General features: G+C 73.8%; 15 protein-coding genes. 6 read left to right on the top strand and 9 right to left on the bottom strand.

Translation table 11 applies throughout. The annotated features are described in order from the left end of the window. The first annotated feature begins 54 nt into the window (after positions 1-54). The 4 genes from ABZY31_RS03250 to msrA all read left to right on the top strand — a co-directional run bounded on the left by ABZY31_RS03250 (position 55) and on the right by msrA (position 4,798). Positions 55-1,167 (top strand): hypothetical protein, encoded by a 1,113-nt coding sequence (locus ABZY31_RS03250; protein ID WP_356404254.1) that lies wholly within the window; start codon positions 55-57, stop codon positions 1,165-1,167. Positions 1,168-1,311: 144 nt separating this feature from the next. Beyond that, positions 1,312-2,919 (top strand): M48 family metalloprotease, encoded by a 1,608-nt coding sequence (locus ABZY31_RS03245; protein WP_356404252.1) that lies wholly within the window; start codon positions 1,312-1,314, stop codon positions 2,917-2,919. Then, positions 2,913-4,022, top strand: coding sequence for a hypothetical protein (locus ABZY31_RS03240; RefSeq protein WP_356404250.1), 1,110 nt, complete (start codon positions 2,913-2,915; stop codon positions 4,020-4,022). The genes ABZY31_RS03245 and ABZY31_RS03240 overlap by 7 nt, the downstream gene beginning before the upstream one ends. Positions 4,023-4,123: 101 nt before the next feature. Further along, positions 4,124-4,798 (top strand): peptide-methionine (S)-S-oxide reductase MsrA, encoded by a 675-nt coding sequence (gene msrA / locus ABZY31_RS03235; RefSeq protein WP_356404248.1) that lies wholly within the window; start codon positions 4,124-4,126, stop codon positions 4,796-4,798. 49 nt (positions 4,799-4,847) lie between these two features. Here msrA and ABZY31_RS03230 read toward each other — a convergent pair whose 3' ends face one another. Both ABZY31_RS03230 and ABZY31_RS03225 read right to left on the bottom strand, forming a co-directional pair. After that, the gene (locus tag ABZY31_RS03230; protein WP_356404246.1) at positions 4,848-5,198 is read right to left on the bottom strand and encodes an AQJ64_40280 family protein; all 351 of its coding nucleotides are present in this window, start codon (positions 5,196-5,198) and stop codon (positions 4,848-4,850) included. 107 nt (positions 5,199-5,305) lie between these two features. Next, positions 5,306-6,376, bottom strand: coding sequence for an NAD(P)-dependent alcohol dehydrogenase (locus tag ABZY31_RS03225; RefSeq protein WP_356404244.1), 1,071 nt, complete (start codon positions 6,374-6,376; stop codon positions 5,306-5,308). A 202-nt stretch (positions 6,377-6,578) separates the two neighbouring features. Here ABZY31_RS03225 and ABZY31_RS03220 point away from each other — a divergent pair, with 202 nt between their 5' ends. Continuing rightward, positions 6,579-7,553 carry a helix-turn-helix transcriptional regulator gene (locus ABZY31_RS03220; protein WP_356404242.1) on the top strand — a complete coding sequence of 325 codons (975 nt, stop codon included), beginning with the start codon at positions 6,579-6,581 and terminating at the stop codon, positions 7,551-7,553. A 3-nt stretch (positions 7,554-7,556) separates the two neighbouring features. Here the strand turns inward: ABZY31_RS03220 and ABZY31_RS03215 are convergent, their stop codons facing one another. From ABZY31_RS03215 to ABZY31_RS03195, 5 genes are all read right to left on the bottom strand, one after another. Further along, complete coding sequence (locus ABZY31_RS03215; protein WP_356404240.1) at positions 7,557-8,576, bottom strand: GNAT family N-acetyltransferase; 1,020 nt, start codon at positions 8,574-8,576, stop codon at positions 7,557-7,559. 76 nt (positions 8,577-8,652) lie between these two features. Further along, complete coding sequence (locus tag ABZY31_RS03210) at positions 8,653-9,330, bottom strand: ABC transporter ATP-binding protein (RefSeq protein ID WP_356404239.1); 678 nt, start codon at positions 9,328-9,330, stop codon at positions 8,653-8,655. 104 nt (positions 9,331-9,434) lie between these two features. After that, on the bottom strand, positions 9,435-10,934 hold the full coding sequence (locus ABZY31_RS03205) for an ABC transporter permease (RefSeq protein ID WP_356404237.1): 1,500 nt from the start codon (positions 10,932-10,934) through the stop codon (positions 9,435-9,437). Positions 10,935-11,057: 123 nt separating this feature from the next. Then, positions 11,058-12,329 (bottom strand): Ig-like domain-containing protein, encoded by a 1,272-nt coding sequence (locus tag ABZY31_RS03200; protein WP_356404235.1) that lies wholly within the window; start codon positions 12,327-12,329, stop codon positions 11,058-11,060. A gap of 131 nt (positions 12,330-12,460) precedes the next feature. Continuing rightward, a complete protein-coding gene (locus tag ABZY31_RS03195) occupies positions 12,461-12,802 on the bottom strand; it encodes a hypothetical protein (RefSeq protein WP_356404233.1) in 342 nt (113 codons plus the stop codon). 107 nt (positions 12,803-12,909) lie between these two features. On the opposite strand from ABZY31_RS03195, the gene ABZY31_RS03190 reads away from it, so the two are divergent. Further along, a complete protein-coding gene (locus tag ABZY31_RS03190) occupies positions 12,910-13,236 on the top strand; it encodes a hypothetical protein (RefSeq protein ID WP_356404231.1) in 327 nt (108 codons plus the stop codon). A gap of 63 nt (positions 13,237-13,299) precedes the next feature. Here the strand turns inward: ABZY31_RS03190 and hutH are convergent, their stop codons facing one another. Next, positions 13,300-14,841 (bottom strand): histidine ammonia-lyase, encoded by a 1,542-nt coding sequence (hutH, locus tag ABZY31_RS03185; protein WP_356404422.1) that lies wholly within the window; start codon positions 14,839-14,841, stop codon positions 13,300-13,302. A 61-nt stretch (positions 14,842-14,902) separates the two neighbouring features. After that, entirely contained in the window at positions 14,903-16,012 is a 1,110-nt protein-coding gene (locus tag ABZY31_RS03180) for a GGDEF domain-containing protein (protein ID WP_356404229.1), read from the bottom strand. Positions 16,013-16,108: the final 96 nt, after the last annotated feature.

Raw genomic sequence — 16,108 nt, 5'->3', positions numbered from 1 at the left:
TCACCTCGGTGAATAAGGTTGCCGTAAGCGAGGCCGGGGCCGCATGATCCCGTGGTGATCGCCACCTGCCTCCTCATAGGCCTCGTCGTCTTCCTCTGCGGGATCGTCGTCAGGAGCCGCCTGCGCGCGAACCGGCCCGCCGGCGCCGTCCGGGGCGGCCCGCTCGCCTCGCGCTGGATCCGCACGCGCTTCGACCCCGCCGCCCTCGGCCTTCCCCCGACCGCCGCCCTGGACCCCCGCCGCGCGGGCCCGGAGCCGGACCCGGCGCGACGGGCCGGGGCCAGGCGGACGGCCGAAGCCGCCCGGGAGGGCGACTGGCGGGTGGCCGCCGCCTACTGCGAGGCCGCCGGGAGCGACTGGGACGAGCGGTGGTCGCGGATCGAGCTGCTGGTCCACGCGGCGGGGAACGACGACCGCTGGCTGGCCGACTGGCGCGCCGCCCAGCCCGGCAACGGCGACGCGGGCACCGTGCACGCGATGCTGCTGGTGAGCCGCGCCTGGGCGATCCGGGGGGCGGAGTACGCCCACAAGGTCCCCGAAGCGGACATGCGCCGGTTCCAGGCCATGCTGCCCTCGGCGATGGCCGCGGCCCAGCGGACGGCCGACCTCGCCCCGCACGACCCGGGCCCGTGGGTCGTGATGCTGACGGCGGCGCGCGCGATGGGGTACTCGCACAGCCAGTTCTGCGACCTGTGGCGCAACCTTCAGGCGCGCGCCCCGCACCACATGGCCGCCCACACCCAGGCCCTGCAGTACTGGTGCGCCAAGTGGAGCGGCTCCGACGCCTCGATGTTCGACTTCGCGGTGCGCGCCGTCGCCGGGGCCCCGGCCGGCAGCCCGCTGCCCGGGCTCTACCTCCAGGCCCTCGACGAGGTCGCCCGCCGGGACGGCTTCCGCGGCAGCCGCGCCGACCTCACCGTCAAGGCGCGGCTGCGGGACGTGGCCGTACGGCTGGACACCCTCGCGGCGGACCACGACGCCCTGCCGCGGCTGCGCCACCGCCTCGCCCACCACCTGCTGGCGGCGGGCCTGTACCCGGAGGCGCTGGAGCAGTTCCGCCGCATCGGCCCGTACTGCGGTGCGCGCCCCTGGAACGAGGACCCGGCGGGCGCCGTCGCAGCCTTCGACCACGCGCGCGGCCGCGCCGCGTACGGCGCGCGCGGCTGACGGCACCCGGCGCCGCGGTGGACGGCGACCCCGTTCCGCCGCCCGGGAGCGGGACCGGCATACTCGTCACACTCTTTCCGAGGCGCCGCGCTGCGCTGCGCGCCGTGCCGCCTCGCATCACATCCCGTGGGGGGATCCTTCCAAATGGGCGCTTCGCTGCGCGCCGTGCGCGCGCTCGTACTCCTGTCCGGCTTCTATCTGCTCGGCTTCGTGCTGCTCGGCGCCCTCGCCGGCATCGACTACGCCGTGATCGCCTCGGGCGGGCACGGACCGGTGGTCGCCAAGCTCGTCTTCGTCAGCCTGATCCTCGCCTTCCCGGTCGTGCGCGGCATGTTCATGCTCCGCACGCCCAAGAGCGAGCCGATGGCGGGGCTGCGCCCCACCGAGCGGCAGGAACCGCACCTGTGGGCGACCGTCCGCGAGCTGGCGGCCGCCGTCGGCACCCGCGCGCCGGACGAGATCGTCCTGACCGACGAGGTCAACGCGGCCGTCAGCGAGGACTCCCGGCTGCTGGGCCTGCTGCCCGGACCGCGCCGCATGTACATCGGCCTGCCGCTGATGACCGGTCTCGACGAGATGCAGCTGCGCGCGGTCCTGGCGCACGAGCTGGGCCACTACGGCAACGCCGACACCCGCTTCACCCCGCTGATCGTGCGCGGCCGGGCCCAGATCGCCCGGACCATCGCCCACTTCCACGAGCGGGCGGACCACACCGTCGCCAAGGAGCGCGCCAAGCAGGAGAAGCAGGCCGGCAAGCGGATCGCCAAGGGCAAGAAGGCGAAGGAGGTCAACACCACCGGCTCGGGCGTCCTGTACCGCGTGATGGCCGGGATCTACACGGCCTACGGGTCCTTCTTCATGCGCGCCACCCTCTCCGGTTTCCGCCGCCAGGAGTACGCCGCCGACCTGGCCGCCGCCCGGATCGCCGGGCGCGACGCCTACGCCTCCGCGCTGCGCGAGCTGCCCGCGCTGGTGTCCGCCCACGACTTCTACATGGGCTCCTACGCCACCCTCGGCGTCGGCGCGGGCCTGCTCCCCGCCCCCGGCCAGGTCTTCGGCGGCTTCGGCGAACTGCTGCGCGCCCGCGAGGAGGAGCTGGCGGGGCTGCGCGAGGAGCTGCCGGAGCGCCCCGCCTCCCCGTACGACACGCACCCGCCCATCGCCGACCGGGTGGCCCGGATCGAGGCGCTGCCGGACGACGGCCGCGGCGCCGGCGCCGCCCGTCCCGCGCTGGACCTGCTGGTCTCCGCGGCCGGTGCCTTCGCCGCGCTGGAGCAGGAGGTGCTCACGCCCGAGGCGCTGGGGCTGCGGCGCGCCGACTGGTCGGACCTGGTCCACGAGAGCATGAGCGCGTACGTCGCCCGGGGCGCCGAGGACATCCGTGCGGCCGTGGCCGCCGAGCGCCCGGGCGGCCAGGGGGACCTGGACGCGTTCCTGGACCTGATCGACGCCGACCCGGCCGCCCTGTGGCGGGTCGCGGACCGGCTGCCGAAGTCCCCGGAGGCCGCGGCGGCCACCGGTCGCGCGGCCCGCGAGTTCGCCCGGCCGGGGCTGCGCCGCGCGCTGAACCAGCTGGTCACGGTGGAGCTGACGGGCCGCGGGGAGGCCCGCTGGCAGCTGTCGTGGGCGGACTCGGCGTCGCTGGAGTACCGCACCGGCGGCTTCGGGACCGAGCTGAACGCCGCCCTGGACGCGGCCGTGGCCGACCAGGGCGACACCGGGCCGCTGCGCAGGCTGGTGCGGGCGTGCTGATCTTCCTGGGCGTGCTGGGCCTGGCCCTGCTGGCCGTGGCCGCGTACGTACTGCGCGGCGTCCACCACATCCGCAAGGCCGGGCGGCTGACCGCCGAGGCCGAGGCCGTCGGCGCCCGGGCCGCGGAGCTGTCCGTCGCCCGGGGCTTCCTGCCGGGCGACCGGCTCGACACCGGGCGCGCGGGGCCCGTACCCGAGGAGCACGGCGCCGTTCTGGCCGCCGTCCGCTCCGGCGACTGGCGGGCGGGCGCCGCCTGGGTCGAGGCGGCGGGCCGGGACTGGGAGGAGCGCTACACGCGCGTCTACGTCCTCGGCGACGAGGCCGCGCAGGACGACACCTGGCTGCGCGCCTGGCGCGCGGCCCGCCCCGACGACGCGGCCGCGGCCGCCGTCGACGCGGACTCGGCGCTCACCGTCGCCTCGAACGTACGGGGCGCGCTGCGGGCGAGCCAGACCTCGCGGGAGCAGTTCCGGGTCTTCCACGAGCTCCAGGCGAAGGCGCAGGCCCTCGTCGAAGAGGCGCAGGCACTGGCCGACCCGGCGGACTCCACCCCGTACGTCCTGGAGCAGCCGATCGCGCTCGGACTGAGCTACCCGCACGAGCGCTTCCGCGCACTGTCGCAGGAGATCGTGGAGCGGGACCCGAAGAACCTGTCGGCGCACGTGCGGGCGCTGCAGTACTGGTGCCACAAGTGGCACGGCTCGCACGCGCAGGCACTGACCTACGCGAAGGAGGCCGCGGCGCTGGGCGGCCCCGGCGACCTGCTCTCGCTGCTGCCGCTGTACGCGTACTTCGAGCACGAGACGCACGAGGCCGACCTGGACCCGGACACCTACTACAAGCAGCCGGAGATCGTCGCGGCCGCGACGGCGGCCCTGGCGGACCTCGCGGCGGCCGCCCCGGGCGACCGGCGCGCGGTGCGGCTGCGGCACATGCTGGCGTGGGTCCTGTACTGGCAGGACCGCTACCCGGAGGCGGTCGAGCAGTTCCGCCACATCGACGGGTACATCGGCACGGCGCCGTGGACCTACGTATCCGACCCCGCGTCCCGCTACCTGAAGGCGCGCGACTACAGCGTGGGACGCGTGGCCCGGGGCGCCTGACGCGCGACGGCCCACGGGGCGGTCCGGGATCTCCCCGCGGGGGAATCCCGGACCGCCCCGTCCGGTTGACGCCTGTGCGACCGCCGCCGAGGAGGCACCCTGTGTTCACTTACCGCCGTTCCCCCGAACTCCCCACCCCGGAGCAGGCCCTCAAGGGCCGCCCCACCCCGCAGTTCGACCTGCCGCCGCGCCACACGGTGCTCGGCAACCCGCTGGCCGGTCCCTACCCGGCGCACCTGGAGGTCGCGGACTTCGGGATGGGTTGTTTCTGGGGCGCGGAGCGCATCTTCTGGCAGACCCCGGGCGTGTGGACCACCCTGGTCGGCTACCAGGGCGGCTTCACCGAGAACCCGTCGTACGAGGAGGTCTGCTCGGGCGGCACGGGCCACACGGAGGCCGTCCGCGTCGTCTTCGACCCGGCCGTCCTGCCGTACGAGGAGCTGCTGACGGTGTTCTGGGAGAACCACGACCCCACGCAGGGCTTCCGCCAGGGCAATGACGTGGGCACCCAGTACCGCTCCGCGGCCTACACCCACTCCCCCGCCCACCAGGCCGTCGCCGAGGCCTCGCGCGACGCCTACCAGCAGGTCCTGACCGCGGCCCGCTACGGCGCGATCACCACGGCCGTCCTCCCGGCCGCGGACCGCCCGTTCTGGCCGGCGGAGCCGTACCACCAGCAGTACCTGGACAAGAACCCCACGGGCTACTGCGGCATCGGCGGCACGGGCGTCTCCTGCCCGATCGGCGTGGCGAAGCCCGCGTCCCCGGACGCCTGACCGGGCGGGCCCGCGGTCCGGAGACGGCGGGCCCGCGGGGCGGCCGGGCTCACAGCAGGCCGAAGGCCGCCTGGAGCGACGGGGCCACCGTGTGGCCGACGAGGTGGTTGCGGGCCGTGCCCGGAAGGGCCGGGAGGTACGCCCAGTGGGTGACGCCCTCCGCGCCGCGGGCCGCGGCGGTGTACGGGAAGCGGACGGCGGCCGCGCGGTCCACGAAGCAGTCGTGGACCGCGCGGCCGTCCGGCCCGCTCACGTGCCGCGCGAGGAACCGCATCGGCAGCACCACCCAGAAGTCAGACGCCGGACCCTGCGCGTAGCGGCCGGCGACCGCTGCCAGTACCCCCGAGCCGTTCTCGGGAAGGTCGTCCCGCGCGTCGATCCACTGCAGTTCCACGGTCACTCACATCCTCGACTGCCCCGACAGGATGGGGCATTGAGGACATCCTCCCCCAGCTTCCGCCGCCCCGCCCGTCGAGCCGCGGGCACCTGCCGGGGGCCGGGCCCGCCTCAGATCGTCGACGCGTCGATGACGAAGCGGTAGCGGACGTCGCTCGCCTCGACCCGGCCGTACGCCTCGTTGATCTGGTCGGCATCGATCAGTTCGATCTCCGCGCCCAGCCCGTGCGCGGCGCAGAAGTCCAGCATCTCCTGCGTCTGCGGGATGCCGCCGATCATCGAACCGGCCAGCGTCTTGTTGCCGCCGATGACCGAGAACAGGTTCAACGAGACCGGCTCCTCGGGGGCGCCGACGTTCACCAGCGCGCCCTCCACCTTCAGCAGGCCGAGGTAGGCGCCCAGGTCCAGCGGGGCCGAGACCGTCGAGACGATGAGGTCGAAGGTGCCGGCCAGCTCCGTGAAGGTCGCCGGGTCGTTCGTGGCGTGGAAGTGCGCGGCGCCCAGCTCCAGGCCGTCCGCCTTCTTGCGCAGGGTCTGCGACAGGACGGTCACCTCGGCGCCGAGGGCCGCCGCGATCTTGACGCCCATGTGCCCGAGACCGCCCAGGCCGACGATGGCGACCTTCTTGCCGGGGCCCGCGCCCCAGCGCTTGAGCGGCGAGTAGAGGGTGATGCCCGCGCACAGCAGCGGCGCCGCCACGTCGAGGGCGATGCCGTCCGGGATGCGCAGGGTGTGGCTCTCGGCGACCACGATGTGCGTGGAGTAGCCGCCGTACGTGGGCTCGCCGTCGGTTCCGGTCGCGTTGTAGGTGCCCGTCGCGCCCCGGACGCAGAACTGGTCCTGGCCCGCCACGCAGTTCGCGCACTCGCCGCAGGAGTCGACGAAGCAGCCCACGCCCACCCGGTCGCCGACGGCGAACTTGGTCACGCCGGGACCGGTCGCGGTCACGATGCCCGCGATCTCGTGGCCCGGGACCATCGGGAAGATGCCCTCGCCCCAGCCGTCGCGGGCCTGGTGGATGTCCGAGTGGCAGATGCCGGAGTACTTGATCTCGATCAGGACGTCGTGCTCGCCGACCGGGCGGCGCGGCACGGTGGTGCGCTCCAGCGGGGCCTTGGGCGCGGGGGCCGCGTAGGCGGCGACCCGGGTGGGGACGGACACGGCGGCGGTGGGGTTCGGCACGGGGGGTGCTCCTTGGGAAGTGCGCGCGGGGCGTGTGCCGCGCAGGTGGTACGGGTGTGGTGCACGTGTGGTGATGAGGACACGATGCCCGGCTCCCGGCCCCGCACCCAGACCCCTGTCGGGGCTAGGACTGGCGAACCTACCCCTGGCGGGGTCAGGCTCACGGCCGTCCCCGGCCCCCCGGCCCGGGGATACTGGACGGATGGACCAGGCCGACGACCAGCGCACCGACCAGCGGCCCGCCGCGCGCGCGGCGGACCGTCCCGCCGCCCGCATCGACCCGCTCGACCCGCGCAGCGAGCTCGGCGAGTTCCTGCGCTCCTGCCGGGCGCGGCTGCGCCCGGAGGACGTCGGGCTGCCCGATTACGGTCGCCACCGCCGCGTCCCGGGGCTGCGCCGCGAGGAGCTGGCCCAGCTGGCCGGGGTCTCGGTCGCGTACTACACGCGTCTGGAGCAGGGGCAGGGGCAGAACGTGTCGGCGGAGGTCCTGGACTCGCTCGCCCGCGCCCTGCGCCTGGACGACACCCAGTACACGCACCTGACGCACCTGGCCCAGCCCAAGGGCCGCAAGCGCCGCCAGAGCCAGAGCCACCGCCCCGAGAAGGTCCGCCCCGAGCTGCTGCGGCTGCTGGACGCGCTGGACGACGTACCCGCCTACATCGTGGGGCGGCGCCAGGACGTGGTCGGCTGGAACCGGATGGCGGCTGCCGTCTTCGGTGACTTCGGCGCGCTGCCGCCGCAGGAGCGCAACCTGGTGCGGATGGTGTTCCTGGACCCCGCGACCGCCGAGCTGTACGGCGAGTGGGAGTGCCGGGCCTGCGAGGTGGTCAGCAACCTGAGGCTCTACGCCGGCCAGTACCCCGACGACGCGCAGCTGTCCGCGCTGGTGGGCGAACTGTCCGTGAAGAACGCCGAGTTCCGCACCCTGTGGGCCGAGCACACCGTCCACAACAAGTCGCACGGCAGCAAGGAGCTGCGCCACCCGCTGGTGGGTCCGCTCACCCTCTCCTTCGAGACGCTGACCTTCCCGGACAACCCGGAGCAGTCCCTGGTCACCTACCACGCGGAGCCGGGATCGGCGTCGGCGGACGCCCTGCGCATGCTCGGCTCCTGGGCCGCCCCGGCGCCGTCGTCGTCCGCCCCGTCCGCTCCCTCCGCCCCCTCGTCCTCGGGCTGATCCCTACAGCTTGAGCTGGAACAGGGCGACGTCGCGCTCGCGCCGGTAGCCCAGGGCCTCGTTCACGCCGAGCATCGGCGCGTTCTCGTCCGCGACGGTCGTCGCGATCTCCCGCAGCGCCGGGTACGCCGCCACCACCTCGGCGAGCATCCGCCGCTTGACCAGCCGGCCCAGGCCCCGGCCCCGGTGGGCGGGGACGACGACCGTGTCGTACTGCAGGGCCCGGGTGTCCGCCGGATCGGCGAGGACCAGCTCCGTGTACGCCGCCATCTCGCCGGAGGCGGTCAGCGCGGCCACCGAGAGGATCACCCCGCCCCGGTCCACGACCAGCCGCTGCGCCAGGCGCACCCGCTCCCCGGTCCAGGCCGGGGCGCGCTCGTCCAGGTCGCCCGTGGGCGCGTCCTCCATCGACCCGTGCGCGACGGCCGAGGCGTCCGCCCACGCGTCGGGAACCTCCCCGCTCCAGCTCACGAGCCGGTAGCCGGAGGGGGCCTCGGGCGCCTCGACCGGTCCGGCCGGGACCCGCTGCACGTGCCAGCCCATCGGCAGGACGTTCTCGAAACCGAGGCGCTCCGCGAAGGCCTGCGCGGGGGTGCCGGTTTCCACCAGGACGGCGAGCGAAGTCCGCTGCTGCGCCCGCAGTTCGGCCAGGACCGCCTCCCACAGGGCGCGGCCGAGGCCCCGGCGGCGGGCGGCGGGACGCACCGCGAGGTCGTTCAGGAAGGCGCCGTGCGTGTTGCCCTCGTCGGTGAAGAGCAGCAGGGCGGCGACACCGTCCAGCTCGCCGCCCTCCCCCGGCACCGCCCAGTGCACGGAGCGCCCCCGGATCGAGGAGACCCTGAGCCGGCCGCAGACCTCCACGCGGCCCGGCGCGGGCACCGCGGGCAGGTCCGCCGCGCGGACGGCGCCCAACAGGCGGGTCCAGGAATCGACTTCGGCATCGGTGGGCGGTACGGAGAGCGGAACCACGGCGGGAGCCGGGGCGAGCGGACGGGCGGGCGCGGTGGGCTCGGGTTCGGTCATCAGGCGACCGTAACCGCGGCCCGCGGCGCGCCGCCAAGGCTTTTCCCGCTCGTACCAGTTCGCCGCGCCCCCCGCCTCAGGCGTTCTCGGTCACCGTGACCCGGCCGCGCCGGATCGTCGCCACCCGGGGCGCCCGCTTCGCGAGCGCGCTGTCGTGGGTCACCATCACGAAGGTCAGGCCGTGTTCCCTCCACAGCCCCTCCAGCAGGTCCATCACCTCGTCCCGCGTGGACTCGTCGAGGTTGCCGGTCGGCTCGTCGGCCAGCAGCACCTTCGGCTTCTTCACCAGCGCACGGGCGATGGCGACGCGCTGCTGCTGCCCGCCGGACAGCTCGCCGGGCAGGTGGCCCGCGCGCTCGGCCAGGCCGACCGAGTCAAGGGCCTCGGCCGCCCGCTCCCGGCGGACCTTCGCCTTGAGGCCGAGCGGGACGAGCGCCGTCTCGACGTTCTCCTGCGCAGTGAGGGTGGGGATGAGGTTGAAGGACTGGAAGACGAATCCGATGTTCTCGGCACGGACCCGGGTCAGCCGGGCCTCCGGGAGCGTCGCGAGGTCCAGGCCGTCGAGGACGACGGAACCGGCGGTGGGGCGGTCGAGCCCGCCGAGCATCTGGAGCAGCGTGGACTTGCCGCCGCCGGTGGGGCCCTGGATGACGAGCCGGCCGCCGTCCTCGATGGTCAGGTCGATCCCGGCGAGCGCGGTGACGGTGTCCTTGGCGCGCCGGTAGTTCTTGGTGACACCCGTGAGGTGGTACATCGTGCGGGGGTTCCTCTCGTACGTGCGCCGGTGCGGCGCGTTCGGCGGCGGTCGGCGGCGGTCGGCGGCGCGTGCGACGGTGCGTGGCGGGCCGCGATCCGGGCCTACTCGACGCGGCGCAGGGCGTCCGCCGGGCGCAGCCGGGAGGCGCGCCAGCCGCCGAAGCCGCCCGCGATCAGGCCGCCCGCCACCGCGAGGGCGACGGCGAGGCCGATGGTGGACAGGGAGACGGGCGCGGTGAGCGCGACGTCCAGGGCCTTGGCCGCGGTGCGGCGGGCGCCGCCGAAGCCGCCGCCCCCGCCGCCGAAGCCGCCCGCCCGGCCGCCGCCGCGCGCGCCGCCGCCCGCGAGCTGCGCGGTGAGGGTGGGGCTGACGGCAGTGATCAGGTAGGCGGCGCCGAGCCCGAGCCCGATGCCGAGGGCGCCGCCCATGAGGCCGTTGACCAGGGCTTCACCGGCGACCTGCCCGGTGACCCGGCCGCTCTTCCAGCCGAGCGCCTTCAGCGTGCCGAATTCGCGCACCCGGCGGCTGACGGCCGAGGAGGTGAGCAGGCCCGCGACGAGGAACGCCGCTGCCAGGACCGTGTAAGAGAGCCAGGTGCCGACGGTCGAGGCCAGCGAGGAGGCCGTGGAGAGCGAGCCGGACACGGTGTCGGCGAGGTCCGCGGAGGTGGTGACCGTGGTGTCGGGGACGTTCGCCTGGATGGCCGTCTTGAGCGGACCGATGGCCTGGGAGTCCTCGGCCCGGACGTAGACCGTGGTGATCTTGTCCGGGGCCTCGGCGAGCGCCTGGGCCCGCTTGAGTGGAACGTAGAGGTTGGCGGCCGCGTCGCCGCTGTCGGCGGTCGCGATGCCGATGACCTTGAACGCGGCGCCCTTGACGGTGACGTCGGACCCGACGGCCAGCTTGTTCTTCGTGGCGTAGGCGCTGTCGGCGACGGCCACCGCCGCGTCGGTCTCACCCTTCTGGAACGTGCGCCCGGAGGTGACCTTGGAGGTGGTCAGCGGGCCGAGTTCCGGCTTGGTGACATCGGTGCCGTAGACGGTGAAGGAGTTGACGTCGAAGTCGGCGCCGCCGCCCTGTACGGAGCCGCCCGCGCCGCCCGCGCCCTGGCCGCCGCCACTGCGGCCGCCCGGTGCGCCGCCCTGGCCGGAGCCCTCGGCGCGCCGGAACTCGCCCCGGCTGAACTGCCCGTTGACCTTCATCACCTGGAGGCTGAGGCCGCCGACGGCGTCGGCGACCCCGTGCTGGCCGGAGACCTCGGTGACGGTAGCCGCGTCCAGCGTCTGGAAGCCCTGCGGCATCACGATGTCGCGGCTCTGCTCGGCGCCGGCCGCGCCGGTGGCGCCGTCCTCGGCGTCGAACCGGAAGCGGGGGCGCTGCGGCGCGCCGCCCTCGCCCGGCGGGGTCTGGGCCTTGGTGACGGTCATGTCCGTGCCGAGGCCGTAGAGGGACTGGAGCACCCTGGCCTGCGCCTGCCCCATGCCCGCGGACACGGAGGTCACGACGATGACGAGGGCGATGCCCAGCGCGAGCCCGGAGGCGACGACGAACGCCGCCTTCCTGCGGCGGCGCAGCTCGCGCCGTAGGTAGGTGAAGAACATGCGGCGACGCTAGGCACCGGCCGTGATGGCGGGATAAGCGGCGGATAAACGTCGGATGAGAACACGGACGGCGGGGAGGCCCCCAGGGCTTCCCCGCCGTCGCGGTGACTCGGATCAGGCGTCTCAGACGGCCGAACCGGCCTTCCAGTCCGCCCAGCTGAGGTTCCAGCCGTTCAGGCCGTTGTCCGGCTTGATGGTCTTGTCCGGGGAGTTGACCACGGTGACGACGTCGCCGATGAGCGAGTTGTCGAAGAACCAGGCACCGGGCTGGTTCGGGTCGTTCGCACCCTTGGCGTCGTTCAGGCCGACACAGCCGTGGCTGGTGTTGGCGCTGCCGAAGATGGAGTCGTCGCCCCAGTAGTTGCCGTGGATGAAGGTGCCCGAGTTGGACAGCCGCATCGCGTGCGGGACGTCCTTGATGTCGTACTCGCCCTTGCCGTCACCGTCCTTGAAGCCGACGGTGGCGCCGTCCATCCGGGTCTCCTTGAACTTCTCGGAGATCACCATCTGGCCGTTGTACGTGGGGTTCGCCGGGGAGCCCGCCGAGATCGGGATGGTCTTGACGACCTGGCCGTCGCGCGTGACGGTCATCTTCTTCGTCTTCGCGTCGACCGTGGAGACCTGGCTGCGGCCGATCTGGAAGGTGGCCGTGCGGTCCTGCACGCCGACGACGCCGGGGGCGCCCTGGACCCCGTCCAGCTTCATCTTCATCGTGACGGTGGAGTTCGCGGCCCAGTACTGGTCGGGGCGGAAGTCCAGGCGCTGGTCACCGAACCAGTGGCCGACGACTTCCTGGCCGCTGCTGGAGGTGACGTTGATGGCGGCCTGGACCGCCTTCTTGTCCTTGATCGGCTTGTTGAAGTCGATCGAGACCGGCATGCCCACGCCGACCTTGGAGCCGTCCTCCGGCGTGAACGAGCCGATGAAGCTGTTCTCCGGCGAGACGGTGGTGAAGGAGGCGTTCTCGTGCGCCTCCTTGCCGCCGTCGTCCTTCGCGGACGCGGACAGGGAGTACTTCTGCGAGCGCTTGAGCGCGGCCTCGGGCTTCCAGCTCTTGCCGTCGGCGGCTATCTTGCCCTCGACCGCGGTGCCCTCGGAGGTCTTCAGCTCCACCTTGGTGAGGGTGCCGTCGGTCACCGTCACGGCCGCGTTGTTCAGACCGACGTTGGTGGCGCCGTCCTTCGGCGCGATGACTATTCGGGCCTTGGACGTGTCCTTGGCCGCCGCCGCGTCGACGTCCGCCTGGGACTTGGCGGTCTTGTCTCCGCTGCCGCCCCCGGCCTTGTCGTCGCCGCCGTTGCACGCCGAGAGCACCAGTACCCCACCGAGCACCGCCGCTGCGGCCGCCAGGCCCCGCCTGCGCCGCTTGCTGTCCGTCCTCACACGCCACTCCATCGTTGCCGGATCACCGAGCATCAGCAGGGCAGGGGAGCTGGCTCCCCTGCGTCGATCCCTGCCTCGTACGGACAACGCGTCAACGTGCCGGGCCGGTTCCACATCCGTTCCGAATGTGGGCCACCGCACGGTCAGGCGTTGTCGTCCTCTTCGTCGAATACCCCATCTTCCTCGTCGAGGTCCCACTCCATCGACTCGGGGTCGTATTCGACCGGCTCGGTGCTCCAGGAAGCCTGCGCCAGCTCGACCCCGGGGATCTCGGCGACCAGGTCGGTGGGGTCGATGAGGTACGCGAGCGCCTCGGCGGCGTCCTCGCGCACGGCCGCCTCCGCGTGGCCGCGCTCCTCCTCGGGCATGAACTCGTCGGCCTTGATGTGCGCCAGGGCGGCTCCGGTGAGGGCGTCCGGTTCCGGGACCTCCAGCACCAAATCGACGCGAAGCCGTACGTAACGTGATTCTTCAGAAGCGTTCATACGACGGAGGGTAAGGCTCGCGAACCCCCGGGTTTCCCACGACCCGCCCCTTTAACTAGCATCTGCCCACACGGCCAATTCGCTGCTGCCACAAGGGGGATCGAACTGTGTCCGCACGTCGACCGCTGCTCACCGCTCTCGGGGCGACCACGCTGCTCGGTGCCCTCTGGTTCGTCCCCAACGCGGGCGCCACTTCCGTCTCGCCGCAGGACGCCGCCCCGGGCGCGCCCGTGAGCGCGAACACCCAGGTCACCGGCGTGCGCGCCGATCAGTCCCGGGACCTCGCCGAGGACCGCGGCCAGGATCCGCGGCTGCTGCTCGCCGACACCGGCGGGGTGGACACCGGCCCGTACGTGCTGGGCGGCACGCTCTGCCTGGGGGTCGGGGCCGGGTTCGTCGCCTTCTCGGCCCGCCGGGCCCGCTCCGAACGCTGACCCGGGGCGCGGTCAGCAGCAAGGGCCGCCCCGAGGGGCGGCCCTTGCGGGAGAACGCGCAGGTCAGGCGAGCGGGCCGGTGACCGGCTCCACGGCCTCCAGGAGAGCACCCGAACGGATGAACGCGTCCGCGGCGGCCAGGTCGGGCGCCAGGAAGCGGTCCGGGCCGGGGCCCTCGACGCCCGCCGCCCGCGCGGCGGCGATCGCGGCCCGGCTGGCCGGCGCGGGGGTCAGCCCGTGGCGCAGCTCGATGGCCCGGGTGGCGGCGTACAGCTCGATGGCGACGATCCGGGTCAGGTTGTCGATCGAGGTGCGCAGCTTGCGGGCGGCGGACCAGCCCATGGAGACGTGGTCCTCCTGCATCGCGGAGGACGGGATCGAGTCGGCGGAGGCCGGTACGGCCAGCCGCTTCATCTCGCTGACCAGGGCGGCCTGGGTGTACTGGGCGATCATCAGACCGGAGTCGACGCCGGCGTCGTCCGCGAGGAACGGCGGCAGGCCGTGCGAGCGGTTCTTGTCGAGCAGCCGGTCGGTGCGGCGCTCGGCGATCGAGCCGAGGTCGGCGGCGACGATGGCGAGGAAGTCCAGGACGTAGGCGACGGGCGCCCCGTGGAAGTTGCCGTTGGACTCCACGCGTCCGTCGGGCAGGACGACCGGGTTGTCGACGGCGGCGGCCAGCTCGCGCGAGGCGACCAGGGCGGCGTGCGCGATCGTGTCCCGGCCCGCGCCGGCGACCTGCGGGGCGCAGCGCACGGAGTACGCGTCCTGCACGCGCGGGGCCGACTCCTCCTGGAAGTGCCCGGTGAGCCCGGAGCCCTTGAGCACGGCGGCCATGTTCGCGGCGGAGGCCCCCTGCCCGGGGTGCGGGCGGATGGCGTGCAGCTCGGGCGCGAGGACCTTCTCGGTGCCGAGCAGCGCCTCCAGCGTGAGGGCGGCGGTGATGTCGGCCGAGGTGTACAGCTTGTTCAGGTCGGCGATGGCCATGACGAGCATGCCGAGCATGCCGTCGGTGCCGTTGAGGAGGGCCAGGCCCTCCTTCTCGCGCAGCTCGACGGGGGTGATCCCGGCTTCAGCGAGCAGCTCGCCGGCGGGGCGCACGACCCCGTCGGGACCTTCCGCGTCGCCTTCGCCCATCAGGGTGAGGGCGCAGTGCGAGAGCGGCGCGAGGTCACCGGAGCAGCCGAGCGAGCCGTACTCGTGGACGACCGGGGTGATCCCGGCGTTCAGGACGTCGGCCATGGTCTGGGCGACCTCGGGGCGGACCCCGGTGTGCCCGGAGGCGACGGTCTTGAGCCGCAGGAACATCAGGGCGCGCACGACCTCGCGCTCGACGCGGGGGCCCATGCCCGCGGCGTGCGAGCGGACGATGTTGCGCTGGAGCTGGGCGCGCAGCTCGGGGCTGATGTGCCGGGAGGCGAGTGCGCCGAAGCCCGTGGACACCCCGTAGACGGGCTCGGGCTTGGCGGCGAGGGCGTCCACGATCGCGCGGGCACGCGCGAGGGCGTCGACCGCCTCGGCGGACAGCTCGACGCGAGCGCCCTGGCGGGCGACGGCGATGACGTCCTCGGCGGTGGTCCCGGACGTCCCCATCACGACAGTGTGCATATCCATATTCAGCACCCTACGGACTGAATCCCAACATGTCACTAGGCGGCTTTCCCGGGTCTCACCGGCCCCTGAACCGGCGGCGTTCGCCGGACCCCGCGGGCGGCGCGTCGGCCATCCGCAGCACGGCCGTGTCCCGCCCCGCCACCACCGGCTTGGGCAGCCCGGCCGCCTTCGCCTTGTACTGGGCCGCGTCGGCCAGCCGGAACAGCCGCCGCGAGGACTGCACCACGCCGATGTCGTCGCCGGTCGAGGCGACCCCGCAGGCCACCCCCTCGCCCAGCTCCAGCTCGGCGGCCCGCAGGCACAGCTCCTCGGTGACCCGCACCACCTCGTCGGCCGTCGGGCCCGCGCTCACCAGGCAGAACTCGTCCCCGCCGAGCCGCGCCACCAGCGCGCCGGGCAGCATCGCCCCGCACAGGCTCAGCACCGACCCGAACCGCTCCAGCAGCCGGTCGCCCATGGCGTGCCCCAGGGTGTCGTTGACCCGCTTGAGGCCGTTCAGGTCGCAGACCACCAGGCTGACCACGGCGCCCTTGGTGCGGTGCTCCTCCAGCGCCTCGTCGAGGCGCATGTCGACGGCCCGGCGGTTGGCGAGGCCGGTCAGGGGGTCGGTGAAGGCGAGCCTGCGGGCCTCTTCGAGGCGTTCGTTCTGGGCGAGCCCGGCGGCGACCACGGCCGCCAGTACGGTCGCGAACTCGGCGTCGTCCTCGTCGAAGTCCGGGAGCCCCTCGTCGCGGGCGACGTACAGCTCGCCCCAGGCGCGGCCGCTGAGCACGACGGGGGCCACGACGCAGGTGCCGCGGCCCCGGCGGCGCAGCACCTCGCCCCGGCGGCCGGGGCGGGCGCCGGCCGCGCTTTCGACCCACGCGTGCGGGCAGCCGCCGCCGGCCCAGCGTTCGTGCAGGAACTCGGTGATCTCGGGGAAGTCATGGACGGGGTAGGACTCGTCCTCGGGGAACTCTTCCTCGCCGGCGCGGCGCTCGCCCTCGTTGACGAGGACGCGCAGGCGGCCGTGCTCGCGCTCCCAGGCGGAGATGGCGGCGAAGGACCCGTCCAGTGCCAGCCTCGCTCCGCGGGCGGCCGCGCGGACGCTGTCGCGCGGCATGTGCGCAGCCGCCATGGCCTGCGCGAGTCCCACCACGGCCCGCAGCCGCCCGTCAACTCCCATCCCCCCAGATTAGGGACCTTTCCCCCTTTTCGTCCCCCGCCGGGGACCAATCCGGCATGGCCGAGCCAAAGTCAGCCCCGCCGACGTCTGAGGCGC

This window comes from Streptomyces sp. NPDC006529 (assembly GCF_040611795.1).
In the GTDB taxonomy this organism is placed as follows: domain Bacteria; phylum Actinomycetota; class Actinomycetes; order Streptomycetales; family Streptomycetaceae; genus Streptomyces.
This window is presented reverse-complemented; position numbering and strand designations above follow the sequence as displayed.